This is a genomic window from Flavobacterium sp. TAB 87, assembly GCF_001529295.1.
GTDB lineage: Bacteria > Bacteroidota > Bacteroidia > Flavobacteriales > Flavobacteriaceae > Flavobacterium.
Genome location: NZ_LLWK01000038.1, coordinates 15848 through 42074 on the forward strand (window position 1 = coordinate 15848; position 26227 = coordinate 42074).

Annotated in this window: 23 protein-coding genes; 9 read left to right on the plus strand and 14 right to left on the minus strand. The window is 35.0% G+C overall.

The window, feature by feature from the left end; genetic code table 11:
• Positions 1 to 24 precede the first annotated feature (24 nt).
• Entirely contained in the window at positions 25 to 1587 is a 1563-nt protein-coding gene (locus tag AP058_RS12235) for a hypothetical protein (protein WP_066311217.1), read from the plus strand.
• Between the two features lie 84 nt (positions 1588 to 1671).
• Positions 1672 to 3465 (plus strand): hypothetical protein, encoded by a 1794-nt coding sequence (locus AP058_RS12240; protein WP_066311219.1) that lies wholly within the window; start codon positions 1672 to 1674, stop codon positions 3463 to 3465.
• A gap of 59 nt (positions 3466 to 3524) precedes the next feature.
• On the opposite strand, the gene AP058_RS12245 is transcribed toward AP058_RS12240, so the two are convergent.
• Both AP058_RS12245 and kynU read right to left on the minus strand, forming a co-directional pair.
• A complete protein-coding gene (locus tag AP058_RS12245; RefSeq protein ID WP_066313400.1) occupies positions 3525 to 3959 on the minus strand; it encodes a YMGG-like glycine zipper-containing protein in 435 nt (144 codons plus the stop codon).
• 86 nt (positions 3960 to 4045) lie between these two features.
• Complete coding sequence (gene kynU / locus AP058_RS12250) at positions 4046 to 5329, minus strand: kynureninase (RefSeq protein ID WP_066311228.1); 1284 nt, start codon at positions 5327 to 5329, stop codon at positions 4046 to 4048.
• Positions 5330 to 5391: 62 nt separating this feature from the next.
• Here kynU and AP058_RS12255 point away from each other — a divergent pair, with 62 nt between their 5' ends.
• Positions 5392 to 5613, plus strand: coding sequence for a hypothetical protein (locus AP058_RS12255; protein WP_066311231.1), 222 nt, complete (start codon positions 5392 to 5394; stop codon positions 5611 to 5613).
• On the opposite strand, the gene queA is transcribed toward AP058_RS12255, so the two are convergent.
• From queA to AP058_RS12280, 5 genes are all read right to left on the minus strand, one after another.
• Complete coding sequence (queA, locus tag AP058_RS12260) at positions 5610 to 6659, minus strand: tRNA preQ1(34) S-adenosylmethionine ribosyltransferase-isomerase QueA (RefSeq protein WP_066311235.1); 1050 nt, start codon at positions 6657 to 6659, stop codon at positions 5610 to 5612. The genes AP058_RS12255 and queA overlap by 4 nt on opposite strands.
• A 290-nt stretch (positions 6660 to 6949) precedes the next feature.
• Positions 6950 to 8173, minus strand: a complete 1224-nt coding sequence (gene aroA / locus AP058_RS12265; protein ID WP_066311236.1) for a 3-phosphoshikimate 1-carboxyvinyltransferase — start codon at positions 8171 to 8173, stop codon at positions 6950 to 6952.
• A 76-nt stretch (positions 8174 to 8249) separates the two neighbouring features.
• The gene (locus AP058_RS12270) at positions 8250 to 8576 is read right to left on the minus strand and encodes a nucleotide pyrophosphohydrolase (RefSeq protein WP_066311237.1); all 327 of its coding nucleotides are present in this window, start codon (positions 8574 to 8576) and stop codon (positions 8250 to 8252) included.
• A 44-nt stretch (positions 8577 to 8620) separates the two neighbouring features.
• Positions 8621 to 10633 (minus strand): DUF3857 domain-containing protein, encoded by a 2013-nt coding sequence (locus AP058_RS12275; protein WP_066311239.1) that lies wholly within the window; start codon positions 10631 to 10633, stop codon positions 8621 to 8623.
• Between the two features lie 4 nt (positions 10634 to 10637).
• The gene (locus AP058_RS12280) at positions 10638 to 12545 is read right to left on the minus strand and encodes a DUF3857 domain-containing protein (RefSeq protein WP_066311246.1); all 1908 of its coding nucleotides are present in this window, start codon (positions 12543 to 12545) and stop codon (positions 10638 to 10640) included.
• Positions 12546 to 12772: 227 nt separating this feature from the next.
• On the opposite strand from AP058_RS12280, the gene AP058_RS12285 reads away from it, so the two are divergent.
• The 6 genes from AP058_RS12285 (at position 12773) to AP058_RS12310 (ending at position 19569) form a co-directional block, all read left to right on the plus strand.
• On the plus strand, positions 12773 to 13144 hold the full coding sequence (locus AP058_RS12285; RefSeq protein WP_066311249.1) for a hypothetical protein: 372 nt from the start codon (positions 12773 to 12775) through the stop codon (positions 13142 to 13144).
• A 102-nt stretch (positions 13145 to 13246) separates the two neighbouring features.
• Positions 13247 to 13753 carry a hypothetical protein gene (locus AP058_RS12290; RefSeq protein ID WP_066311251.1) on the plus strand — a complete coding sequence of 169 codons (507 nt, stop codon included), beginning with the start codon at positions 13247 to 13249 and terminating at the stop codon, positions 13751 to 13753.
• 396 nt (positions 13754 to 14149) lie between these two features.
• The gene (locus AP058_RS12295) at positions 14150 to 15649 is read left to right on the plus strand and encodes an ankyrin repeat domain-containing protein (protein WP_066311253.1); all 1500 of its coding nucleotides are present in this window, start codon (positions 14150 to 14152) and stop codon (positions 15647 to 15649) included.
• Between the two features lies 1 nt (position 15650).
• Positions 15651 to 16133: a DUF2271 domain-containing protein gene (locus AP058_RS12300; protein WP_066311256.1), complete on the plus strand. Its 483-nt coding sequence runs from the start codon at positions 15651 to 15653 to the stop codon at positions 16131 to 16133.
• A 117-nt stretch (positions 16134 to 16250) separates the two neighbouring features.
• Entirely contained in the window at positions 16251 to 18437 is a 2187-nt protein-coding gene (locus tag AP058_RS12305; protein WP_066311259.1) for a PepSY domain-containing protein, read from the plus strand.
• 121 nt (positions 18438 to 18558) lie between these two features.
• Positions 18559 to 19569: an FAD:protein FMN transferase gene (locus AP058_RS12310; protein WP_066311261.1), complete on the plus strand. Its 1011-nt coding sequence runs from the start codon at positions 18559 to 18561 to the stop codon at positions 19567 to 19569.
• A gap of 75 nt (positions 19570 to 19644) precedes the next feature.
• Here AP058_RS12310 and AP058_RS12315 read toward each other — a convergent pair whose 3' ends face one another.
• From AP058_RS12315 to AP058_RS12345, 7 genes are all read right to left on the minus strand, one after another.
• Positions 19645 to 20043: a heme-binding protein gene (locus tag AP058_RS12315; protein ID WP_066311264.1), complete on the minus strand. Its 399-nt coding sequence runs from the start codon at positions 20041 to 20043 to the stop codon at positions 19645 to 19647.
• Between the two features lie 166 nt (positions 20044 to 20209).
• Entirely contained in the window at positions 20210 to 20662 is a 453-nt protein-coding gene (dtd, locus tag AP058_RS12320; protein ID WP_066311267.1) for a D-aminoacyl-tRNA deacylase, read from the minus strand.
• Positions 20663 to 20729: 67 nt separating this feature from the next.
• Positions 20730 to 21707: a ribosome small subunit-dependent GTPase A gene (rsgA, locus tag AP058_RS12325; RefSeq protein WP_066311270.1), complete on the minus strand. Its 978-nt coding sequence runs from the start codon at positions 21705 to 21707 to the stop codon at positions 20730 to 20732.
• A gap of 256 nt (positions 21708 to 21963) precedes the next feature.
• On the minus strand, positions 21964 to 23046 hold the full coding sequence (locus tag AP058_RS12330) for a bifunctional 3-deoxy-7-phosphoheptulonate synthase/chorismate mutase type II (RefSeq protein ID WP_066311273.1): 1083 nt from the start codon (positions 23044 to 23046) through the stop codon (positions 21964 to 21966).
• A gap of 8 nt (positions 23047 to 23054) precedes the next feature.
• The gene (locus AP058_RS12335) at positions 23055 to 23915 is read right to left on the minus strand and encodes a prephenate dehydrogenase (RefSeq protein ID WP_066311276.1); all 861 of its coding nucleotides are present in this window, start codon (positions 23913 to 23915) and stop codon (positions 23055 to 23057) included.
• Positions 23916 to 24036: 121 nt separating this feature from the next.
• Entirely contained in the window at positions 24037 to 25182 is a 1146-nt protein-coding gene (locus tag AP058_RS12340) for a pyridoxal phosphate-dependent aminotransferase (protein WP_066311279.1), read from the minus strand.
• Between the two features lie 71 nt (positions 25183 to 25253).
• Entirely contained in the window at positions 25254 to 26093 is an 840-nt protein-coding gene (locus tag AP058_RS12345; RefSeq protein WP_066311282.1) for a prephenate dehydratase, read from the minus strand.
• Positions 26094 to 26227 lie beyond the last annotated feature (134 nt).

A 26227-nucleotide genomic window follows, 5' to 3' on the forward strand; every position in this document is an offset into this window, starting at 1 on the left:
ACATTTAAGCTAAATAACCAACAAATGACTTTAAATAAAAAAATAATTATCGGGATCAGTAGTATAGTGGTGGTTTTGGTAACCGCTAATTTCGGTTTGAATCTTTGGCTCGAAAAAAAACTGCCGCAAATCATTCAAGAGAACAACACTACTCCGTACGAAATCGGCTATAAAAAATTAACTATAAATATTTGGTCAACCAGTATTCAAGCCGATACTGTGGTAATTAGTCCCAAAGTAAAACCAAAAAACAGCAAAGAAAAACTTGGTATTTACGGTACCATCAACACTATTTCTGTAGCAAATTTTAGCATTTGGGAACTCTTGATGGGCAATACGATCAGGGCGCAAAGCATTACGATCAATCAACCTGATGTTATTTTATACTACCAAAAAGAGAAAGACAAAGACCACTTTGACCGTGTAAAAAATGATGTGATCGGTCCGTTTGAGAAAATAATTAAAGTACACGATATTTATCTTAAAGAAGGTGCTGTAACTATGGTAGCAACTACTACCAATAAAGTATTTTTTGATGCCAAAAACGTTGCGATGAATGTCGAAGGAATCAAAATCGATGAAAATACTTTACAACAGAAAATCCCTTTCACGTATTCAAAATATGAGTTGAAGATTGATTCGATATTATATCAGCCTAACGTTTTTTATAAAATGAGAATGGAACATCTTATTATTGAAAACCACGAATTAAAGGCCAGTAATTTTCAGTTATTACCTCTTTTAGATCGCCATCAATTTGTGCAAACCATAAAGACAGAAAAGGATTTGTTTATTGTAAAAGCCAAAGAATTTACGGTAAGCGATATCGATTGGGGATTTAAAAACGAGCACTTATTTTTTAATGTGAAGAACGTTTTACTAGACAAAGTGGATGCTAACATCTATCGAAATAAAATGCCGGCCGATGATTTGAGTAAAAAGAAATTGTATAGCGAATTATTACGGAATTTAAAGTTTGCGATGACCATTGAAAATCTTGAAATGCGTAATTCAAAATTGGTGTATGAAGAAGAGGTAACTTTCGATAAAGGGCCAGCTGTACTGACTTTTGACCGCTTTAATTTAAAAGCTACTAACATTCAAAGTGGCTTAGGCTTGATAAAAACGGAAGATCTAAAAATAAAAATCAATTGTATTTTTATGAAAAATTCAGCTTTACACGTCGATTGGAAATTTAATGTCCTCGACAAAAACGATAGTTTTAACATTAAAGGTACGATTGCCGACTTTGATCTAAACGCAATGAAGCGTTTTACGATGCCGTATGTTAATGCTTCTTTTGACGGAAAATTTAAAAAATACAAGTTTGACATTTGGGGAAATGATGTCAACTCAAAAGGAAATGCGTCTTTAGATTATGACGATTTGGACGTAACTTTTTATAAAAAGAAAGAGCCTCGCAAAGAAGCGAAATTAAAAAGCGCCGTGGCCAATTTATTCGTAAAAAAGGATTCTGATGAACACGCAAAAACGTGCACAATGGAATTAGAGCGCATTCAGGAAAAATCATTTTACAATTTCTTATGGAGAAATGTAGCAGAATCCTTGAAGAAAATCTTGATTTAACACCGCGCTTAAAAAATGTTAATATGATAAATATCAGCTTTTAACATTCAGATTTTAGCAATATTTGTCGTTTATTTTATACTTATGAAAACAAACGACATACATACTTTTCACATTCCAGTAATGGGATTGGCGTACACGATCGACACTCCGATTCGTGTAGCGCAGTACGGAATATCATCAGTAATTTCTATTGCAGATGATGATTTAATTGAAAAAATGAATGCTTTTTACAGCAAGAAATTCCAATTACCGTATCAAGAAATCACTCAAAAAGTAGCTGACTACAGAGCAAAGAGAATTACATCGTATCTTAACTTAGTAGATCACATTGTGACGCAGAAAGTGGAAAATTTTAAATTAGAACTAGCTAAAAGCAAAGAAACGTTAGACAGCTATTTAGAAATGCTTCCTAATACTTCTGATCTAAAAAAGAGCGTTCATCACTTTATTCAAGAAGGTCTTGATTTTAAAGAATCGGTTCAAAACTACATTGAAACACAGCTTTGTGCTGGCGCAATTGATGTGAACATAATGACAAAATTAGATAAAGATAATTTTGTAGACAATGTAGCTCTACCTGTGGAATTTAACGACGCTCACGCTGCATTGCGAGGTTTTGCTAACAGTAATTTGAGCTCATCTGTTGTATTATCTGCAGGAATGAACCCAAGATTATTTGCTTACTTCGAAAATTTTGATGTGTTCTTTCCTTCGAAAGACCAACCTCTAAAAAAGAAAATAACTTTAAAAGTAAGCGATTACCGCTCGGCCTTAATCCAAGGAAATTTTTTAGCTAAAAAAGGATTGTGGGTTTCTGAATACCGAATTGAATCTGGTTTAAATTGCGGCGGTCATGCATTTGCCACAGATGGTTTTTTATTAGGTCCAATCTTAGAAGAATTTAAGGAAAAGAAAGCCGAACTGCAAAATACCGTTCACGAATTACTGAGTAAGACGTTAGAAAGCAAAGGAAAATACGTTCCCGAAAAGCCGTTGCCGATAAAAATTACCGTTCAAGGCGGGGTTGGAACTGCAGAAGAGCACGATTTTTTATTACAACATTACGAGGTGGATTCGGTGGGTTGGGGTTCTCCTTTTTTATTAGTTCCCGAAGCTACATCTGTGGATGCTGAAACCCGAGAATTATTAGCCAAATCAAAAGAAGAAGATTTGTATTTGAGTAACATTTCGCCTTTAGGCGTTCCCTTTAATACTGTAAGAGGAAGTTCTAACGAAAATTTTAAGCAAAAAAGAATTGATCAAAATAAGGCAGGAAGTTCGTGTCCAAAAAAATTCTTGGCTTTAAGTAAAGAAATGGGTCCAGAAGGAATTTGTACGGCTTCTAAAAAATACCAAGACCATAAATTGGGAGAGTTAGAATTAGAAAAAGCAAACTTAGACCCCCAAACCTATGAGTTTAAAAAAGAGGCAATTACTGAAAAATCTTGTCTGTGTGTTGGTTTAGCGAATGCTTCTTATCTTGAAAATGATATGCCAATAAAAGGCCAAGCGCAAGGTGTTGTAATTTGTCCTGGTCCAAATATGGCTTATTTTGACCAAGAAGTTTCTCTGAGTAATATGGTACAACATATTTATGGAAACAAGTCGGTTTTACGAGTAGATAATCGTCCGCACATGTTTGTGAAAGAGTTGAAAATGTATGTTGACTATTTTAAGAAAGACTACCGTTTAAAATTTTCTACGGCAAACGCAAAAGAGCTTAAAAAACTGGAAGCTTTTAGAGATAATCTGATTACTGGAATACAGTACTACGAAAACTTATTTAAAAACGTATTTTCTTTTACGAATGAAAAAAGCATCATAAGCAATCAGCTCAATACTTATAGAGCGGAATTGTTAACTATTACTTTTTAACAAAAAAGGCTGAAATCAAAATGATTTCAGCCTTTTTTTATGTTTGTATTTAAGTCTTTCTAATTTTTATTCTTTTTAGAATCGTCAATTATAGCTCCAGTACCAGCACCAACACCAGCTCCTACTACACCACCAATAATTGCACCTTGTCCTTTTTTCTTACTCGTGATTGCTCCAGTCGCAGCACCAACTCCAGCACCAATTACTGCTCCCTTAGCCGCATTGCTCCAACCTTTCTTTTTCGCTACAGGTTGTGCTTGTGTCGAAGCATTTTCGGAAGTATTAGTGTAGGTATGCGTTTCAATCCTTTCGATTTGTTTTGCTTCTTTCGCTTTTGCAATTTCAATTTGCATAGAATCGATTACTTTCTGCTTTTGCATCTCCACTTTCATTGAATCAATTGTAGCTTGTTTCGCCAATTGCATATCTGCTTTTTCTTGATTTTGACAAGAGAACAAAGTAATAGCTATCGCTAATGTATATAAGATTTTCATGGTATTATTTTTTAAATTAGTATTGGCAAATATCGTTCCTTTTTTAAAAAAAAACGTTACATAATTACATTTATATTTTACATCGATCACGATTCTAATTTCGTTAAAATCCCTTTTTTAAGAGTCTGTCCAAAATGATACATGTCTTCGTAAGAGCAATACAATGGAACTGGCGCTAGTCTAATCACATTAGGCTCACGCCAATCTACAATTACACCACTCTTCATCAAGTAATCAAATAAGGCGCGGCCTTCTCCGTGCAATAAAACAGATAATTGACATCCTCGTTCATCAGGATTCGATGGTGTAATTATTTCGAAAGTGCTATCTACTTCTTTGTCTATTTCGTTTAAAATAAATTCTAGATAAGCGGTGATTCTAGTTCTCTTTTCAATTAAAAGATCCATTCCTATTTCGTCAAACATTTCGACAGAAGCTAAATACGGCGCTAAAGAGAGCACAGGTAAATTACTAATTTGCCATCCTTCGGCTCCTTGAACGGGATCAAAAGTGGGCTCCATTTTAAAACGTCGTTCTTTATTGTGTCCCCACCAACCAGCAAAACGCGGCAAGTTACTATTGTGATGCTTTTCATGTACAAAACAACCCGAAGCATTTCCAGGTCCCGAATTCATGTACTTATAACTGCACCACGCGGCAAAATCAACGTTCCAATCGTGGAGTTCTAATTTAATGTTTCCAGCGGCATGCGCCAAGTCCCAACCTACTTTTGCACCGGCTTCATGCCCCGCAGCAGTAATGGTTTTCATGTCAAAAACTTGTCCGGTATAATAGTTCACTCCGCCAATTAAAACTAAAGCCAACTCGTCGCCAACTTCTTTTATTTTAGCGACAACATCTTCGGTACGAATGTTATGTTCTCCTTCTCGACGTTTTATTTCTACAATCGCATCCTCGAATTTGTAGCCGTGAAAATGGACTTGACTTTGAAACATGTATTGATCGGAAGGAAATGCTTTTTCTTCACAAATAATTTTATACCTTTTGCCTTTGGGTTGGTAAAAAGAAACCATTAGTAAATGCAAATTGACCGTTAGCGTATTCATTACCGTAACTTCTGACGGCAATGCACCGACAATTTTACTAAGCGGTTTTGCAAAACGCTCTTGGTAATCCCACCAAGGTTTTTCGGCATAAAAATGACCTTCTACCGCTAAATTTGCCCAGTCGTTCATGACTTCATCTACAAACGCTTTGGTACGCTTGGGCTGCAAACCCAACGAATTTCCCGTGAAATAAATGACGCGTTTGTCGTTTACTTTTGGGAAAATAAATTCGGATTTGTATTTGTTTAAAACATCTTTTTTATCGAGTTCTTGAGCAAATTTAAGGTTGTTTTGAAAAGTCATTGTTTCTTATTTTGTTTTGTAAAAATAACATCTTTTGAATAAAAGACCTTGAATTTAACAAAATGTTGTTGGGAATTGTAAATGCGTTAGGGATGGAAGTAGAACGCTTTTGTTATCAAAACTCTAGTACTACAGCAACGAGGAAGCGACCAGCGGAAGCTCCCACAGTGCTAGTAGTACTTAGTTTTGACAATAAAACGTGGAGCGGACAGCCCGCAATACGTCATAAAAAAAGCCCATCAAGATTGACGAGCTTTTTTAAACTATTGAATGGTATGTCTTAGATGATTAACATCGCATCTCCGTAAGAATAGAATTTGTACTCTTCTTTAATTGCTTCTTCATACGCTTTTTTCATTAAATCGTGTCCACAGAACGCAGAAACCATCATTAATAAAGTCGATTTTGGAGTATGAAAGTTCGTAATCATGCAATTTGCAATACTGAAATCGTGTGGTGGAAAAACAAATTTGTTCGTCCATCCTTCGAATGTATTAAGTGTTCCTTGCGACGAAACAGCACTTTCGATGGCACGCATAGAAGTAGTACCTACAGCACAAATACGTTTTTTCTTAATTTTGGCATTGTTCACGATATCACACGCTTTTTGCTCAATAATTAATTCTTCTGAATCCATTTTATGTTTTGATAAATCTTCTACCTCAACTGGATTAAAAGTTCCTAATCCTACGTGAAGTGTAACTTCAGCAAAATCAATTCCTTTAATTTCTAAACGTTTCAAAAGGTGTTTAGAGAAGTGTAATCCCGCAGTTGGCGCAGCTACAGCTCCTTCTTCTTTAGCATAAATCGTTTGGTAACGTTCCGCATCCTCTGGAGTTACCTCACGGCTAATGTATTTTGGAATTGGTGTTTCTCCCAGTTCTGTTAATTTATTTCTGAATTCTTCGTACGAACCATCGTACAGAAAACGAAGGGTTCTTCCGCGAGAAGTGGTATTGTCAATTACTTCAGCCACTAATGCATCGTCATCACCGAAATACAATTTGTTTCCGATTCTGATTTTACGTGCTGGATCTACCAAAACATCCCAAAGACGTTGTTCTGCATTTAATTCTCTTAGCAAAAATACTTCGATTCTTGCTCCTGTTTTTTCTTTATTTCCGTACAAACGAGCAGGAAAAACTTTGGTATTATTCAAGATCAAAACGTCTCCGTCATCAAAATAATCGATAACATCTTTAAACATTTTGTGCTCGATTGTCTGTTTTTTACGGTCAATAACCATTAGACGAGATTCGTCTCTGTTTTCCGCAGGAAATTCAGCAAGAAGTTCTTTTGGTAAATCAAATTGAAAATGAGATAATTTCATGCAGTCTTTTTATTTAGACTGCAAATATACGACTGTGAGATAGGCGTTGTCAAGTGTTTTGACCTTTATTTTCAAAAACATCTGATTTCATGATAGTTACAAACGTTTTATAAAAATTATTAGCTGTTAATTTGGTAGAAAGTTGCTAAAATAGATAAAAAAACCTCTAACTGAAGCTAGAGGTTATTGCATTTGGAAACACTTAAAAGTCAAATAATTGAAAAAAAATCGTAAAAAAATCGTAAAAAAAAATGATTTTACCCCTTTAGCAACTATTTATTTACTACGCATTATACTTCTGAAACTTGAAATTGCAAGGCTTTGAAATCTTCCCAAAAATCAGGATACGATTTGGAAACTACCTCGGCATTATCTATAATAATAGGCACTTTTAAAGCTAAAGGTGCAAATGCCATTGCCATACGGTGATCATTGTAGGTGGCAATATGTACGTTTTTATGAATCGTTGTTGATGGTTCTAACTTCAAGCTGTCATTGGTCACTGAAATTGTAGCACCTAATTTAGTTAACTCTACCTGCAGCGCTTCCAGACGATCGGTTTCTTTAATTTTTAAAGTATGTAGTCCTGTTAAATGGCACGCAATTCCTAAGCCAAAGCAAGTAACTACAATCGTTTGGGCAATGTCTGGTGTATTATTTAAATCGAAAGAAACCGCTTTAGGCAGATAATTGGTTTGTTTTTCGAGCATTAAATTGTTGTTTTCGAAGGTAGCATTTACTCCGATTTCTTTGTAAATATTTACTAAATCAGAATCACCTTGCAAGCTGTTTTTTTTGTAACTGCTGATCGTGATTTTGGCAGTATCAGCAAGCGCTACTAAACTGAAAAAATAAGAAGCTGAACTCCAATCGGATTCGACTACCATTTCTTTAGCAACTACGGCTGCTTTTGGATACACTTTAATTATGTTGCCTTCAAAACTGGTCTGTATTTCTAAATCGTCTAACAAAGCCAATGTCATTTTGATATAAGGAACCGAAGTAATTTCGCCTTCTAAAGTCAACTCTAAACCATTTTCTAATTTAGAAGCGACCAAGAGTAGAGCAGAAATGTACTGGCTGCTTACATTTGCCGCCAAAGTAACCTTAGATTCTGTCACTTTTTTTCCTTTGATTTTTATGGGCGGATAACCTTCTTCTTTTTCGTACGTGATTTCTACTCCCAACTGTCTGAGCGTGTCGACCAAAATTTTTATTGGACGTTCTTGCATGCGTGGCGATCCTGTCATGATTACTTCACGTCCTTCGCTTACTGCAAAATAAGCCGTAAGAAACCGCATTGCAGTTCCTGCATGGTGAATGTCTACAATCGCATCATGGCCAACTAATGCTTTTTGCATTACTTCGCTATCATCAGAATTGGAAGTATTTGAAAGAGTTATGTTTGGAAATAAAGCTTGCAATAACAACAAACGATTGGTTTCGCTTTTAGAACCAGTAACGGCAATTTTTCCTTCTAAATTGGTTTGGCTGGTTTGTACTAATAAATTCATTTCGGCTAGTTTTTTTGCTTTGAGCAAATTTATCTTAAAAAAAGAAAACTCCAAAGGTTCCTTTGGAGTTATAACATTATTGTAACTTTTCGTTATTCTTATGACGGTCTTTGTCACGAATTGACTTGAAATCTAGTTTTTTGTCAAAAGCAGCTTGCAAATCGATACCGGTTTGATTGGCTAAACACAAAACTACAAAAACAACATCGGCCAATTCTTCACCTAAATCTTTGTTTTTATCGCTTTCTTTCTCCGATTGTTCGCCATAACGACGCGCAATTATACGCGCTACTTCGCCCACTTCTTCTGTCAGTTGTGCCATATTGGTTAGTTCATTAAAATAACGAACACCGTGCTCTTTGATCCAAGTATCAACGTCTAATTGTGCGTTTTGTAAGTTCATAAATACTGATTTTGAACAAAAATAACGCTATTCTTTGAATTCGACTAAATTCTTTTTAAAACAATTTTCTCGCTTTCCTTGGCTACCAGTGTCGTATAATATTCCTTCAGCATTTCATAACCTTCTGCAGGGACGATTGGCTCATTAATTTGCTTTAAAATCGACAGCTGTAGTAGATTTCCTTTGACTGCAATATCAAATTTAAAAATCCCTACATTGTTTTCCATAGAAATCAGTGCGGGAGTAGGCAAGCTCTCGACCGTAAAACCTTCTGGAATGGTAATCGCAATACTATACTTATCTGTAAATGGAAAACCAAAATCAACCGGATATTGTCTTACTTCTTGATTAAACGGATTCTTGTCATTGGCAAAAAACAACATCGGACTCAGATATATTTTACCACCAATTACTTCGCTTAAATTATTTCCAACAAAAGAATAGCTCTCGACTACTGGAGACATTAATTCATTAACGTTGGTTCGAGCATACTCACTTATTTCGATTTTACCATTTTGGTTTTCTAATTTTTCTAAATAATCGTCTTCTTTTAAACCGTTAAAATTGGCTCTAGTGATCATTGCATTGTAGTCCGTATATTGCCTTCTACTTTTCCCTATTACTTTACCTTCCGCATCGACTGTGTAACTCAAAAAAACATTATCCATCGAAGGCTTTACTGGCATTAAATTTACCTCATCAGAACTACCATCTTTTCTAATTAATCTGCCTTGCCAATTTAACGCTCGAAAAGGCAAAATATTTGGAGTTGAGAACTGATCCGAAGCATCTAGTAAAACGTTGCCATTGGCTGTCTCAACAGCAGCAATTACGTAATTGTACGCATTACGATTGGGAAACAACGCAATTCCGTTAGCTCGTGTGCTCACTAAAACTGGATTAGCAGTGAGTCCAGCCGAGCGCAACATCGCAGTCATCATTAGGTTGATATCTGCAATATTTCCTGATTTTTCTTTGTAAGCCTTTTTCACTCCGTTATCACAAGCATAGCCAAAATATTCGTTCCATTTGACATTTGATTTTACATGATTTAAAATCGCTAGTATCTTTTCGTTCTCGGTATTTTTACCGTTTAATATTTCTTTTAAATCAGCCTCAAAGTAGCCTGTTTTATTTAGCTCGGGTCCAAAATCATCATATTCGTAAATTGTTTTTACAACCGCGTTCCAATTCGTTGAATATGATTTGGGCAACTGATTTGGAAAATTAGTAACAGCCAATTCATGCGCTACACTAGAGGTGTAATTATCTATATTATTTACAAAAGATTCTTCCTTCATTGCTGGAAAATTTTGTGCAACGTAGGTAGTTTGGGTTTCACTGTAATCTATTTTGTCAGAAGAAAAACTAGTTTGTGTATTTTTTGATTCAGATCGTTCTTTACTGACAATCGTAATTGTTTTTCTATTAAGTTGCGTGCTTACTTTTGGAGAAATATAGCCTTTCTGTCTTGAGTTAAAAACATAATACTCTGGAATATAAGTTACAAACTCCGAATAATTTACAGGAATACTTTCTTGAAAACTCCAATCTCTAATTAAACGATCTGTTGGCGTTCTAATACTGTACTTGTATTCGATAACTGAACCTTCTTTCACGTTTGGCATCGTGATTTTTTTAATTGCTCTAACTTTATTAAACTTTTCATCAAAAATCCCCTCGCTATTTAGTTTGGTTTTTTCAACGCTCCCGTTAACTAAATTATAAGTTATTGCGTCATCAAATCGTACTTTTTCAGAAAGATTGCTGTTGTTATAATAATAAACTTTTTGAGTAGCCCATTCGTACCCTTCCTTTTTGTAAATTTTTATTCGAGTTTCCACTTCCGTCACCATTACAAAGCCATCGTTTTGTATGTATTCAATTCTAGATTTTCCTTTTTTAAATAAAATAGCAGCCACAGCACTAGTGTCTTTTGGATGTGCTCTTTCTTGCAGTTCTGCAACCGATACTTTACCTAGTTTAAATTCTTGTGCGGTAGTTTTTGAAACCGATAGCACTAAAAATAGCAGACAAATAATTTTAATACATTTCATGGGATTAGATCTTGGTTAATATAATTTTGGCATTATCATTTTTGGAAACTTGTTCCATAAAAATTCGATATTCATCATATTCTACGTTCGAATAATATCCTTTTTGGATAAAAATGGAGCGTTTGAAGATTAATTTAGTAGTATCGGTTTTGATGATTTCCGTTTTATACTCTCCAAATTTATTTTTTAATTCAAAATTGGGAGGTAAAAATTCAACTGTAAATCCAGTTGGAAGATTTATTTCGATTTCGTCTGTATGCATAAAGCCACGCTGAATTTGAAATGGATTTTTTCTATTTCTAATGCGTTTTACGTTATCGACGCTCTGGTTAAACGCGTTAATTACAAACATCATTTTAGCACCCGAAATCGTCCCGTAATTTGCTGCACTCAATTGTACATTTTCAGTAAAACGAACATTTTCTTTATCGTTTGTAACTGTTATGGGTGCTAATTTTAAATTATTAATAGTGCTCCAATAGTGCTTGTAGTATCTCTCTTTTTCTGCTGGTTGTAAATTAGACACCTTTACTTTAGTATCATATTGTGAGCCTTCAGAAACCATCGTAAGCGAACCTGTAAAATTTCCATTTTCAACTATTGTATAGTTTCCTATAGTACTTTTCACATTACCTTCATCTTCATATATTTTAGTTCTAACAATTTCACCACCTTCTGGTTTAATTATAACTACATTTCGATCGTCAGTAAAGTTCGCCTGATATCCAAAAGGATCATCTTGACTTGTACATTCTAAGAAAATATATTTTTCTTTATTTGGAATGCAGAGTATCACATGATTTCCTTGAATTGAAAAGAAATCTGGATCCATATCAATTTTATCTTTATCTCCATATAGTTCTGTGTAATACGAAGGAACATCTACCACATTTAATAGCGCTCGTGTGTAATTAGACAATGCTTTGCAATCGCCATACCCCAAGCGATCAACATCGGCGGCTAGCATGGGTTTAAAACCACCAATACCTACTTGAACACTTATGTATCTGCATTTTTTTTGAACAAAATTGTAAATAATTTTTGCTTTCTGTATGGGGTCTTTTTCAGTACCAACCAGCAATTTAATTTTAGATTTTGTTTCTTCTGGCAACTCTGTAGTGCCAGATAATATTTTATCCGAAAACCATTTGCCGTACTCTTGCCAATTCTTAGCATTTCCGTCTACTCCTTCCAAATTAAAATATTCTAAACGCATCATAACGCGCGGAAAAATATGATCATAAGAAGGACTGTAATCTTCTGGTTTTTGCGCTAAAATCGCTGAGGCAACATACGAAAGTTGGGTATCTGTATCTGTGGTTTTTTCAATGGCATGATTCGAAAAATTAAATTCTTTTTTCTCAAATCCTAGCGCATTTGGATAGGTAACGCTCATCGAAGATTTTTCGACACTAGTATTAAAATTAGACACAGGCATCCATCTCGGAATAAATGCTGTAGTCGAAGTTTCCAGTTCACTGTTGTAAACGATGGTATATGGATAAGAAATTGGTGTGTATTCTAGATAAAGATATCTACTGTCGGATACTAGTGTTCCTTGAGCAACAGCACTTTCATCTTTAAAATCTTTTCTTTTTATCTTTTTAATTTCTGATCCCGAAGCATCATAAACAATAGCTTCTATATTCTTAATAGAGGAGTTTTTGTTATACCGCTCTACAGCATCAATAGCGCTTTTCCCTTTTTCATTAAAAACAGTTATTGCTCTTTGGGTTTTGATCGTCATGCTGCGCTGCGAAGCAATAATGATATCAATTTGGTTCAAGCGCACGACCGCATTCGCATTTTCTTTGAGGTTATCAGCAATAGTTGCGCTACTATAATCGATCTTTTGGGCAGTAACGAAGTTAATTAGTAAAAAAAACAGCAGTGAAAAAGAGGTAACTTTCATTTGTAGGTTTTATTTTTCAAATGTAATTTTTTTTATAAAGCGTTTAACATTTATTTATGAAAATTAATTCAAGCCATTAAGGTTGCACCCTAATTATAAAACTTTCATTTAACACACTTAGATCTACGTTCCGATCTGGCGTGCAAGCTAGTACATACTAAATCCAACAAATCAACCCCTACTTTACCGCGAATTTTAAATTGATTATTAATGAGTACTTTTGCGCTATGAAAAATGTGCTACGGTTTTTCGGAATTTTATATATCACAGCTCTTTTTGGATCTGTTGTATTCGTGGCTACAAAATCATTGGAGAAGGAAGTTCAAAATGACTATTCAAGAGAAGCGGAAGAAAATGTTGCACCAACTTTCTCTAAGAGTATCATTTGCTTTATCCATGCTTCTCAAAATTCAAACTACGGTATAAGTAATTTGGCTTTTTTCAAGACAAAAATTCCACTACACTTAGGAGTTTCTTTCGATAAAATTCCAGAATCAGTTTTGCAACGTAAGCTATCTCAGTATCTTAATTTTTCGAAGCATTTCTTAATTCGACATCGAAAAACGAATATTATTTTTCCGTTTCATTCCCATTGGTAATTTCTTTTAATTTTTAAGTAAACAGCAATTGCGCTGTAATTTATTTTGGCTTTGCTTTTGGCGAAGTCCTCTTTTGTATATCTAAATTTTAAAAAAAATATCATGGATTTAAATAGTGCTATAATCGGAATTGTTTTAATAATAATTAGTGTTTTACCTTTTATCATATTACGCAATAACAGAAAAAAAAGAACCAAAGAAACCATTCAGCAATTGACACAATTGGCAAATGATCAGCAATCAACCATTCATGACTATGAGATTGGTACCAATTTTATAATAGGAATCGACAATGAAAAAAAGTCAGTCTTCTTTATACAAAAAATAGGTAAAAAAGAAAATTCTAAAGTGATCAACCTAAACGACTTTCACACGTTTACCCTAATTAAGAACGAACGAACTATTGGTGACAAAAAGAATAATTATACTGTTATTGAACGCCTTGCTTTGACGTTTGCGCCAGCTTCGGCAAGCACTCTAGATCATGAACTAGAATTTTACGACTCAAACAAAACTGTTCAACCTTCGGGCGAATTACAATCTATCGAAAAATGGGCTCAACTTATAAAAGAGCACTATAAGCAAGCTAAAGTTAAAGTAGCAAACTAAGTAGGGTAAGAAAACAAGAAGTAGTAAGTCGGAACTAAAAACTCCGGCTTTTTGCTTTTATTAAATGTCTTTAAAAGAAATCATCCTTACAGAAATTTCTATTTTCTAATTTAATTTCAAAGCTACATGCTTTATCTCAGCTAATAATCTACTATTTTCTACTTTTAAAAGTCTAAAACAAGTCTTCCGTAATCGATCGACCGCGCTAGCAACTAACTACTATTCTTTATCTTATAGATTTTTAGGCGCTTTTCTATAAAATTGTCCTGCTTTTTTTGTTCAAAAATTGCAAACCGTGAGTTGGTTAACTCTTATATATTTTTATATTTGCATTATTCTTATTTATTCTAAATAGAAATAATTCAAAATAAATAGAAACCACCATAACTCGGAATCATGAAAAATAAAGTTATTCTTTCTTTTGCCTTCGCAGCTACTCTTTTTGTCAATGCTCAGCAAAAAAACAGTCTCTTAGATCAAAATTTTTGGAAAACAACTCCAAATGCAATCGCTGTTGAAGCGGAAATAAACAAAGGAAATAATCCTTCAGAATTAAACGATCGCTCTTTTGATCCTGTAGTTCTAGCAATTAATAATGAGGCACCTACCGAAACAATCAAACTTTTGTTAGAGCAAGCGGGAAATTCAGTAACCAAATCGACACATGACAATCGCAACTATTTGCATTGGGCGGCATACAAAGGCAACAGCGAAATTGTTAATTATTTAATTGCAAAAGGTGCTGATATTAACTTGGAAGACAGCCACGGTACGACTCCAATTACATTCGCAGCAAATGCTAGTCAAAACAACACAGCGGTTTACGATGCATTTTTTAAAGCAGGAATTAATCCGAAGACAAAGTATAAAAATGGCGCTAACCTGCTGCTTATCGCAATAGCAGGAGATAAAGATTTAGCACTAACCAACTATTTTATTTCTAAAGGAATGGCATTGAAAGATGTCGATAATCGAGGAAATACCGCATTTGATTACGCAGCAAGGTCAGGTAATATCGCACTTTTAAAAACATTGATTCAAAAAGGCGTTAAATATACCGATAATGCACTACTCATTGCTGCTGAAGGTTCTCGTCGTGAGGCCAATACAATTGGATTATATCGCTACTTAGTTGAAGATTTAAAACTAAAACCAACTACAGTTTCAGCTGAAGGACAAACAGTTTTAAATGCTATCGTTAGAAAACCAAAACAAAGTGACATCATCAATTACTTTTTAAGTAAAGGCGTTGATAGTAATAAAGCAGATAAAGAAGGCAATACGTCTTTACTAAATGCTGCAAGAGCAACAGATACTGAAGCTTTGGAGTTACTACTCCCTACAGTAAAAAATATTAATTTAAAAAACACAAAAGGAGAATCGGCTTTGACAGTGGCTGTTCAATCGGGAACTCCTGAAGCAGTTGCCGTTTTACTTAGTAAGAAAGCAGATGTAAAAGTACTTGATAAGGACGGAAACAATCTTGGTTTTTATTTAATTCAGTCGTACAAGCCTCAAAATGGTAAAGGAAAAACGCCTGCGGAAGATCCTTTTACAGCAAAAAAGCAATTGCTACAAAACAGCGGATTAAATCTTGCCTCTATTCAAAAAGACGGCAGCACTTTGTATCATGTTGCGGTTTTAAAAACCGATCTGAATTTACTTGAAAAATTAGCAGATTTGAAAATCGATATTAATGCAAAAAATCAAGACGGAATGACCGCGTTGCACAAAGCAGCCATGGTTTCTAGTGATGATACTCTTTTAAAATATTTAGTTGCTCATGGTGCAAAAAAAGAAATTACCTCCGAGTTTAACGAAACGGCTTATGCGTTAGCCAAAGAAAATGAAACGCTCAGCAAACAAAACGTATCTGTAGAATTTTTAAAATTATAAAATGAAATCAATCCTTAAAATAGCTTTTTTAAGCATCTTCTTTTTTTTAGCTTCATTTCAGTCTTCGGCGCAAAGTAGCAAATACAAGTGCATGTTACAAATGTCTAATTATATGGGAGAAGGCGCTTATGTAGTCGTTTCTTTGGTCAGCGACAAAGGTGCTTACGTAAAAACACTCTATGTAATGGGAGACGATAAAAAGTGGTACAATAGTTTAAAAGAATGGAACAAATTTTATTCTAAAAAGCCAACCAATATTAGCGCTACGACTGGCGCTTCTGTTACAGGAGGTGATCGAAGTATTGCTACTATTGAAATTGAAAATTCTAAAATTAATAGTGGCTATAAATTGCGATTTGAAACTGCGGTCGAAGATCAAAAGTACCATATTACTGATGTAGAAATTCCGTTAACCACAGAAGGTATTGCCGCAAAATCAGAGGGCAAAGGATACATTCGATACGTACGATTAAGCAAAATATAACTATATATCAGAATTCAATCTGCAAAAATCTAATTCTTCTGTACACTACATTTTATGTACAGATGAACTAGATCGAGCAGATTTTTTTAGTAGAATTCCCAAAATACAATTGCACTAATGACACTTTCTTTTTGGCGCTACACGCACTTGGCTTTAGCCGTTTTTTCTTCTTTATTTTTAATTTTAGCATCCGTAACAGGTACTATATTGGCTGTTGACGCCATACAAGAGAAAATTCCTTCCTACCAAGTGGCTAATTTCGATGCTATTACTTTACAAGAATCGATATTAAATCTTAGGAAAATATATCCCGAAATTACCGAAATAAGTATCGATCACAATAAGTTTGTTACTTTACAAGGCATCGACAAAGAAGGAGCTGACGTTAATGCCTACATTGACCCACTAACAGGCAGAATAATTGGTCATCCACACAAGAAAAGTGATTTTATACAGTGGATTACTGCACTGCATCGTTCATTATTTCTTCACGAAACAGGACGTTTTTTTGTGGGTCTGATTTCTTTCTTACTAGTATTAGTTTCTATTTCAGGATTTGCACTCGTGGTTCACAGACAACGCGGTTTGCGTAACTTTTTCTCTACAATCATTAAAGAATACCTTGCACAATATTACCACGTTCTTTTAGGAAGGTTAGCGCTGATTCCGATTTTAATAATGGCGCTTTCAGGAACATATTTGTCGCTAGAACGTTTTAATTTCTTTGAAACCACAGCAGATGAAAAAACAACTATTGAAACGAAATCAAATGCAATTCCTAAAAATACTTTTGATTTTAAAAACGCGCTTTTAGCGGATGTTACCAAAATTGAATTCCCATTTTCTGAAGATGCAGAAGATTATTTCACCTTTCAATTAAAGAACAAAAAAATTGAAATTGACCAATATTCGAATGAAATAATTGCTGAAGAAATTTTTCCGGTCTCCGTAATTTTCTCCGAATTGAGTTTAGATTTACATACAGGTCGCGCCAGCATGATTTGGGCAATTATATTAGGATTGGCTTCATTAAATATTTTATTTTTTATCTATTCTGGATTTGCAATGACCTTAAAAAGACGAGCAAGTCGCATCAAAAATAAATACAACTCTAAAGAAAGCAAGTACATCTTGTTGATCGGATCTGAAAACGGAAGTTCGTTGCGTTTTGCGAATTCGGTTTTAAATCAATTAAATGATTCTGGACAAAAAGCACATCTTGCCCAACTGAATGAGTATACTATTTATCCAAACTCAGATCATTTACTAATTTTCACTTCTACTTATGGTCTAGGCGAAGCGCCTGTAAATGCTAGTAAGTTCATGAGATTAGTAACCGAACAGCAGCAGGAGCAACCGCTTAATTATACTGTAGTTGGATTTGGATCAAAAGCATATCCTGACTTTTGCGGATACGCCAGAGCAATTGATAGCGTTCTCGCCAATCAAAAATGGGCCAGTCGGCTGATCGATCTGCAAACAGTAAACGATAAATCGGCGGATGAGTTTGTGAATTGGATCAAACTATGGAATATGAAAACTTCATTTGATTTATCTACGACTGCATCTGTGTACAACCAAATACCCAAAGGACTTGAGAAGTTAATGGTACTTGAAAAAACAATGGTATCAGAAAAGGAACAAACGTTTATTATCACTTTAAGAGCCGGAATTCGAAGTAAATTTAGCTCCGGAGATTTACTCGCTATTTATCCAGCCAATGACAATCGAGAACGTTTGTACTCGATCGCAAACATTAAAGGAAACATTCAACTAGCGGTCAGATTACATCCGAACGGTGTGGGTTCTGAATTTTTATACAATGCCCAAGCAGGAGCTGTTTTTAAAGCAAGAATCATCCGTAATAATGCTTTTCATTTTCCTGAAAAAATTAAAAAAGTAGCTTTAATTTCAAACGGAACCGGAATTGCTCCCTTTTTGGGAATGATTGCTCAGAACACTAAAAAAGCCGAAATTCATTTGTATAGTGGCTTCAGGCAAAAAACGAATAGTACTGCGCATTACGATAATTTTACCTCAAAAATGATTCAGAAAAAAAGAATGAAGCATTTTCACGTGGCATATTCTCGCGAAGAAAACCAGCATTATGTAATGGATTTAATTAAAAGAGACGAAGACTTTTTTGCCAATTTATTAAGAGATGGCGGAACGCTAATGATTTGTGGCGCTTTGAAAATGCAGTTTGATGTCGAAAATGTTTTGGATGCAATTTGTTTAGAAAAAAACAATACCGCATTATCTGAATATAAAGGAAATGGTCAAATTCTAACGGACTGTTACTAAGTTTTACTTTTAAAAAGAGATCTGAATTTCAATACTTTACACAAATGAATTGGGAGGAAATCAATTGAAAAAAATCTGCAAAGTATAATCTTTTAAATCTGTGGCAAAAAAACATATAAAAATGAATTCGAAATTAAAATCCATCATAATTATCTTTCTACTTATAGGTCTAAACGGTACTGCACAAGTTTTACGAAAAAGAGCTGCATTATTAATGGGAGGTCGATTTGACGTTACTATTGTTGCGAAAGATTCGCTTTCTGCAGAGCAAAATATCGATGAAGTAATTGCTGAAATCAATCGAATAGAAAATTTAATCTCCGATTGGATACCGACTACTCCAATTTCTCAAGTGAATCAAAACGCCGGAATTCGACCCATAAAAGTAGATCGTGAAGTTTTTGAATTGACACAAAGAGCACTTCAACTTTCCAAAATAACTAATGGTGCTTTCGATATTAGTTTTGCCGCGATGGATCGAATTTGGAAATTTGACGGTTCGATGACCAAAATGCCTTCGGCGGAAGCCATAAAAAAATCAGTCGCAAAAGTCGGCTATCAAAACATTATTCTAGACAGCGTCAATTCAACTATATTTTTAAAAATCAAAGGAATGAAAATTGGTTTTGGTGCATTGGGTGAAGGGTATGCGACGAACAAATGCCAAGAAATGATGCTTGCCAAAGGAATTAAATCTGGAATTGTAAATGCTACCGGTGATATGAGTACTTGGGGACAACAACCCAACGGAAAACACTGGAATATTGGCATTACTAATCCATTTCGAACTGACGAATTGCTGGAAGTCGTCGAACTACAGCAGGGCGCCGTTACCACTTCTGGTTCTTATGAAAAATTTGTTGTTTTTAATGGCAAACGCTATTCGCACATTATTAATCCAAAAACAGGCTATCCAGCTACTGGATTGTGCAGCGTGACTGTTTTTGGTCCCAACGCAGAAACTGCTAATGGTTTTAGTACTTCAGCGATGGTTTTAGGTCAAAAAGCGGGTATAAAATTACTTGACCAATATCCTGATTATAGTTATTTGATGATTACCGATAGTGGAAAAATCAGTAAATCGAAGAATTTTAAGAAAGATAAAGTTCTTAAAAAGAAGAAAGCTAATTAACAAAATACTCATTCTGTCGTTTAGTGATTTATGATCAAACAACAGAATGAGTATTGATAGTAGTCTGAAATTATATTAGATTGCTAATGCACCCGCTTCTGCCACAGTATGATCATTCTCCACTGAACTTCCGCTTACACCAATTGCTCCAATAATATCTCCAGCTGCATTTTTAATAGGAACGCCTCCAGGAAAAGTAATTAATCCTCCGTTAGAATGTTCAATATTGTACAAAGAACCTCCAGGCTGAGATAAACTACCCACAACTCCTGTGTTCATATCAAAGAAACGAGCTGTTTTTGCTTTTTTAATAGAGATGTCTAAAGATCCCAACCAAGCGCCATCCATACGGACAAAAGCTACTAAATTAGCTCCCGCATCTACTACAGCTATATTCATTTTTGTATCTATTGCAATTGCTTTTTCTTTTGCAACTGCAATTAATTTTTCGGCTTGTGCTAATGAAATGTTCATAATTTTCCTTTTTTTGTTATTTGATAAGTAACAAATATAAAGAATGAATTGCAATTTTGCTTTACAATTCAAATCATTAGACAAAAATTTGAAGTCTTAAAGTGCTACCGTAAAAATTATATTTTTGAGAGAATTAGAGTATTTTACATGCAACACTGTAGCATATTTATTCTCTGTTTTTACTGTCAACCAAAATAGTGACTGGACCATCATTAAGCAAACTGACTTTCATATCCGCTCCGAAAATACCAGTCTGCACCTTTTTCCCCAATTCGTTTTCTAAAGAAAAAATAAATTTTTCATATAGCGGAATGGCAATCTCAGGCTTCGAAGCTTTAATATACGAAGGACGATTTCCTTTTTTGGTCAAGGCATGCAATGTAAACTGACTCACCACAATTATATCGCCGTGAATGTCTTGAACCGAGCAGTTCATGACGTCATTTTCATCTCCAAAAATGCGCATTTTAATTATTTTACTTACTAGCCAATCAATGTCTTCTTGCTGGTCTGCATCTTCAATTCCAAGTAATACAAGAAGTCCTTTTCGAATATCAGCAATGATTTTTGAGTCGACAGTGACCGAAGCTTGAGAAACGCGTTGAATAACTACTTTCAAAATAATGGAAAATTAGAAGTATATGAAGAATTGAATGACTAATAATTTACAATTAACAATTAGATTACTACTTTCTTGTTTCATCGCTAGCTTTTCGATCTTCATCGTACGTATCTACACGGTAATGTTCGTCGTCTCCTTCTAATATTTTCAGATAACTATTGTAGCGTGACCAAGCAATTTCATCTCTTTCTAATGCTGCTTTTATAGCGCAATGTGGTTCTTCTTTATGCAAGCAATTGTTAAATTTACATTGCTCTTTTAATCGAAAAAATTCTGGAAAATATCCGCTAATTTCTTCTTTCTCCATATCGACAATTCCAAATCCTTTAATTCCTGGCGTGTCAATGATACGGGCATCAAAACTTAGGTCGTACATCTCTGCAAAAGTAGTGGTGTGTTGCCCTTGTTTACTGGCTTCAGATATGGTTTTTGTCTTTAAATGCAACGTAGGTTCCATCGCATTGACCAAAGTAGATTTCCCGACACCCGAATGTCCAGAAAACATACTGACCTTACCAATCATTAATTCTTTCAGTTTATCAATTCCTTTTCCTTCTGCTGCAGAAACGCGCAAACATTGGTATCCAATTTCTTGATACACATGTTGCATGTACAGTTGTTCGTCTAAAGTTGCCTCATCAAAAGTGTCAATTTTATTAAAGACTAAAATAGTCTCTATTCCGTACGCTTCGGCGGTCACCAAAAAACGGTCTATAAAATTAAATGTGGTTGGCGGATTATTAATCGTAACCAAAAGAAAAACGCGATCGATATTCGATGCGATAATGTGCATTTGATGCGATAAATTGACCGACTTTCGAACGATATAATTTTTTCTTTCGTGAATATTATGAATGGTTCCCGTTATTGTATCTGAAGTTTCTTCGAGTTCATAATCCACAATATCGCCTACGGCAAGAGGATTGGTACTTTTAATACCTTTCATTCTAAATTTCCCTTTCATTCTACACTCTATAAATTCGCCCGATTCGGCTTTTACGGTGTACCAACTTCCTGTCGATTTGTAAACGGTTCCTGTCATAGTACAAAGGTAAAATTTTGTTTGAAGTTTGAAGTTGAAAGTGTAAAAGTTTTTACAAGAACAATACAAGCGTTTTTTGTCCTTCTGAAGAAGGTAGTAGCTCCATAAAATTGTGCGGAGATCTCTCCTGCGTCGAGATGACAAAATAAAATAACTCCTTTTTCAAAATACTATAAACAAACTCGTTTGGACAAGACAAAAAAATCTCCATTACTTTAAAAGCAATGGAGATTTTTAATAAAATATGAATCTTAAATTATGAATTAATCACTTTTTCTTGGTGACCAATACTTTCTTGGTGTATTGCTTTAAACATTTTTAGAACAAACTCTTCCGTTAATCCGCGTTTTTCGCCTTCTAAGATCATTTTTCCTAAAATTTCGTTCCAACGTGTGTTTTGAAGAATTGCTACGTTTCCGTCTTTTTTCACTTGACCAATTTGTTTAGCCACTTCCATACGTTTTCCTAGTAAATCCAATAAATTACCATCCAAGACATCAATATTGGCTCTTAGCTTACTCATCTTATTCTCATAATCAGGAGTATCACCGCTTACTTTTCTTATCTTCAAATCTTTAAATATTTGTTTCAAAGCAGCTGGCGTTACTTGTTGTGCTGCATCAGACCAAGCATTGTCTGGATCAATATGCGTCTCGATAATCATACCGTCGTAGTTCAAATCTAACGCTTCTTGAGTTACTTCTAAAATCATTTCACGGTTTCCTGTAATATGCGATGGATCAATGATTAAAGGTAAATCAGGGAACTTATTTTGCAATTCAATAGCAATTTGCCATTCCGGAATATTTCTGTATTTCGTTTTTTGGTACGTAGAGAAACCTCTGTGTATTACTCCTAGATTCTTGATTCCAGCAGCATACAAACGTTCTACACCACCCAACCATAAAGCCATGTCTGGATTTACAGGGTTTTTAACCAATACTATTTTATCTGTTCCTTTTAAGGTATCAGCAATTTCTTGAACTGCAAACGGATTTGCAGTCGTACGAGCTCCAACCCATAATACATCAATATCATGTTCTAACGCTAACTTACAGTGTGCAGCAGTTGCAACTTCAGTTCCCATCAATAAACCAGTTTCTGCTTTTGCTTTTTGCAACCATTTCAATCCAATTTCTCCAACACCTTCAAATCCACCCGGACGCGTTCTTGGTTTCCATATACCTGCTCTAAAAACGCTCACGTCAGAATCCTTCAATTCGTGTGCAATTTTCAATACTTGTTCTTCTGTTTCTGCGCTACAAGGTCCAGCAATCACAAATGGATGATCTAATTTGAATTCGTTCAACCAATTTCTCATTTCTTTCTTATTTTCCATCTCTTTAGTTATTTTTTGATAGTTGTTATTCCGTTTAATATCTCTTTTATTCTATTGGTATTCGCCATTTCCTCATAAATGGCGTCATAGTCATCCGACACTAATAAATCTTTAAAATTTGTCAAATTGGCTATATATTCTTCAAGGGTTTTAACCACTTGTTTTTTATTTTGTTTGAATATTGGTGTCCACATCGCTGGTGAACTTTTGGCCAAACGAACCGTACTTTCAAATCCAGAACCCGCCATATCAAAAATATCTTGTTCGTCTTTTTCTTTATTCATCACCGTTTTACCCAACATAAACGAACTAATATGCGACAAATGCGATACGTAAGCAATGTGTTTGTCGTGCGATTTCGGATCCATATATCGTATTCTCATACCCATATTTCGAAACAAGTCTAATGCTTTTTCTTGCAACTTAAAAGCCGTTTTTTCGACCTCACAAATAATATTTGTTTTGCCTTGAAACAATCCTTTAATAGCTGCCGAAGGTCCCGAAAACTCGGTTCCTGCAATCGGATGAGTAGCAATAAAATTTCTCCTTTTTGGATGATTCGCTACGATTTCGCAAATCGGCATTTTAGTCGATCCCACTTCAAAAACGATGGTTTGATCTCCAATCGCGTCCAAAACTTTTGGCAAAACCAGTAACGCTACATCTACAGGTACCGAAACTATTACAAAATCGGCCGTTCCCAAATCGTCAAAATTCCCTTCTTTTTCAATTACGCCAAGCGCCATCGCTTTTTGTACGTGTTTTTCATTCGTATCAATTCCGTAAATAGTCGCTTCAGGATGTATTTCTTTGATGTCCAACACCATCGAACCACCGATTAATCCTATTCCTATTACGTGTACATTCATTTTTTCTATTTATTTGAAGCTGTTTCCTGCTATTCGCTGTATCTTTTTTGGCAGAAAAAACCAAAAAAGGATGCCGCTGCTATCAGGGCTAGACTTCTCGTTTTTTCAACGCAATGCCAATTTAAAATCGACTAATTGCTTCTTCTATTTTTTCTTCTTTCACACACAACGCGAAGCGAATATATCCTTCGCCGTTACTTCCGAAAATGGTTCCTGGTGCAATAAAAATATATTTCTCGTGTAAAATTGTATTGATAAAATCTTCTGCCGAATCAACACCTGCAGGCAATTTTGCCCAAACAAACAAACCTACTCCTTCTTTATATACTTCGCAACCTAATTTCTCTGCCAATTTTTCGGTTAGCACTCTTCGTCTGCGATAGACTTTGTTCATGTCTTCAAACCACGATTTGTCACTATTTAAAGCAGCAGTAGCGCCTTTTTGAATCCCGTAAAACATTCCGCTGTCCATATTGCTTTTCACTTTCAAAACCGCATCAATGCAGGCGGCATTTCCTAAAACCATTCCCACGCGCCATCCAGCCATGTTAAAGGTTTTACTTAACGAATTCAATTCCATCGCTACTTCTTTTGCACCTTCTACTTGCAACAAACTCATCGGGTTGTCATTTAAAACAAAACTATACGGATTGTCGTTGACCAATAATAGGTTATGCTTTTTAGCAAATGCAATTAATTTTTTAAACAATGCCAAACTTCCTCGAGCTCCAGTTGGCATGTGCGGATAACCCAACCACATTAATTTTACTTTGGATAAATCTAATTTTTCTAACGCTTCAAAATCAGGTTCCCAATTTGTTTCTGCTTTCAAATCGTAATACACAGGAACAGCCTCAACTAATTTTGTTACCGACGAATACGTTGGATAACCAGGATTCGGAATCAATACTTGATCTCCTTTATTTAAAAATGCCAAAGAAATATGCATGATTCCTTCTTTCGACCCCATCAAAGGCAAAATTTCTGTATTCGGATCTAGTGCTACTCCGTAATTGGCCTGATAAAAATCAGCCATTCCTTTTCGCAATTCTGGCAAGCCCTGATAACTTTGATACTGGTGTGCATTTTCGTCTTGCATTGCGGCAAGAACGGCCTCCATTACCGCTGGTGCAGGTTTTAAATCGGGACTTCCTATTCCCATGTTGATGATCGGTTTCCCGTCGGCAGCTAATTGACGTACTTCTCTTAATTTTGAAGAGAAGTAGTACTCTTCCACTACTTGTAAACGATTTGCTGTTGTAATCATTTTATTAAAATTTTGCTTATTCTCTGTTCTAGACCCTGCTCGAACTGACAAGCGACTTACTATTTATACCACTATTGAATTGAAAGTGGCTTTGTGTTTTTATATTCTCCTAAAACTTTAAAATATTCTGCCATAATTTGCAATACAGATTTGGCTTTAGAAAAATCTTCGTATTTGTCAAAAGTAACATCTACAAAAAATGAATATTTCCAAGGTGTTTCAATTTTTGGTAGCGATTGAATTTTCGTTAAATTCAGTTTGCAATCACTCATCACATTTAAAACCGCTGCTAAACTGCCGCGCTTGTGATCCAACTCAAATTTTATAGAAGCTCTATTAATATCGCTTTCTGGTACAAATGAATTTTCTCTATTAATAATAACAAAACGAGTCATGTTATTTTTTATCGCCTGAATTTGTGGCGCTATAATTTCTAATTCATACAACTCTGCAGCATTGGTGCTCCCAATCGCAGCAATTCCTTTCAATTGATTTTGCTGAATCCGACGCGCTGTTTCTGCGGTATCTTTATCTTCTACTAATTTTATGTTTGGATACATTTTTAAGAAATCCATACACTGCAACAAAGCCATCGGATGTGAATGCACTTCTTTAATATCGGCAATCGTTTGTCCGTGCAGACACATCAAGTTTTGATTGATATTTAAATAATGTTCTCCAATAATATGAAGGTTATTTTTATCGATCAGAGCATAATTGGGAATGATCGGACCCGCGATAGAGTTCTCAATTGCCATCACCGCTTGGTCTGTTTTTCCCGACAGTAAACTATCAATCAACTCATCAAAAGACAGGCATTCATCAATGCTTACATTCGTATCATAATACTCCTTAACTACCTGATGATGAAAGGATCCCTTGATCCCTTGTATTGCAATTTTTGTTGTCATAACTTCAAAAAAAAATCCTGATTGATATCAGGATTGTATATTAGTCTTACTTGTTTTATATATTTCAAATAACCATAGCACAATCCTTACTTCTACTAAAGAAGAAATAATAAGAGTTGCTAAAATAAAAACGG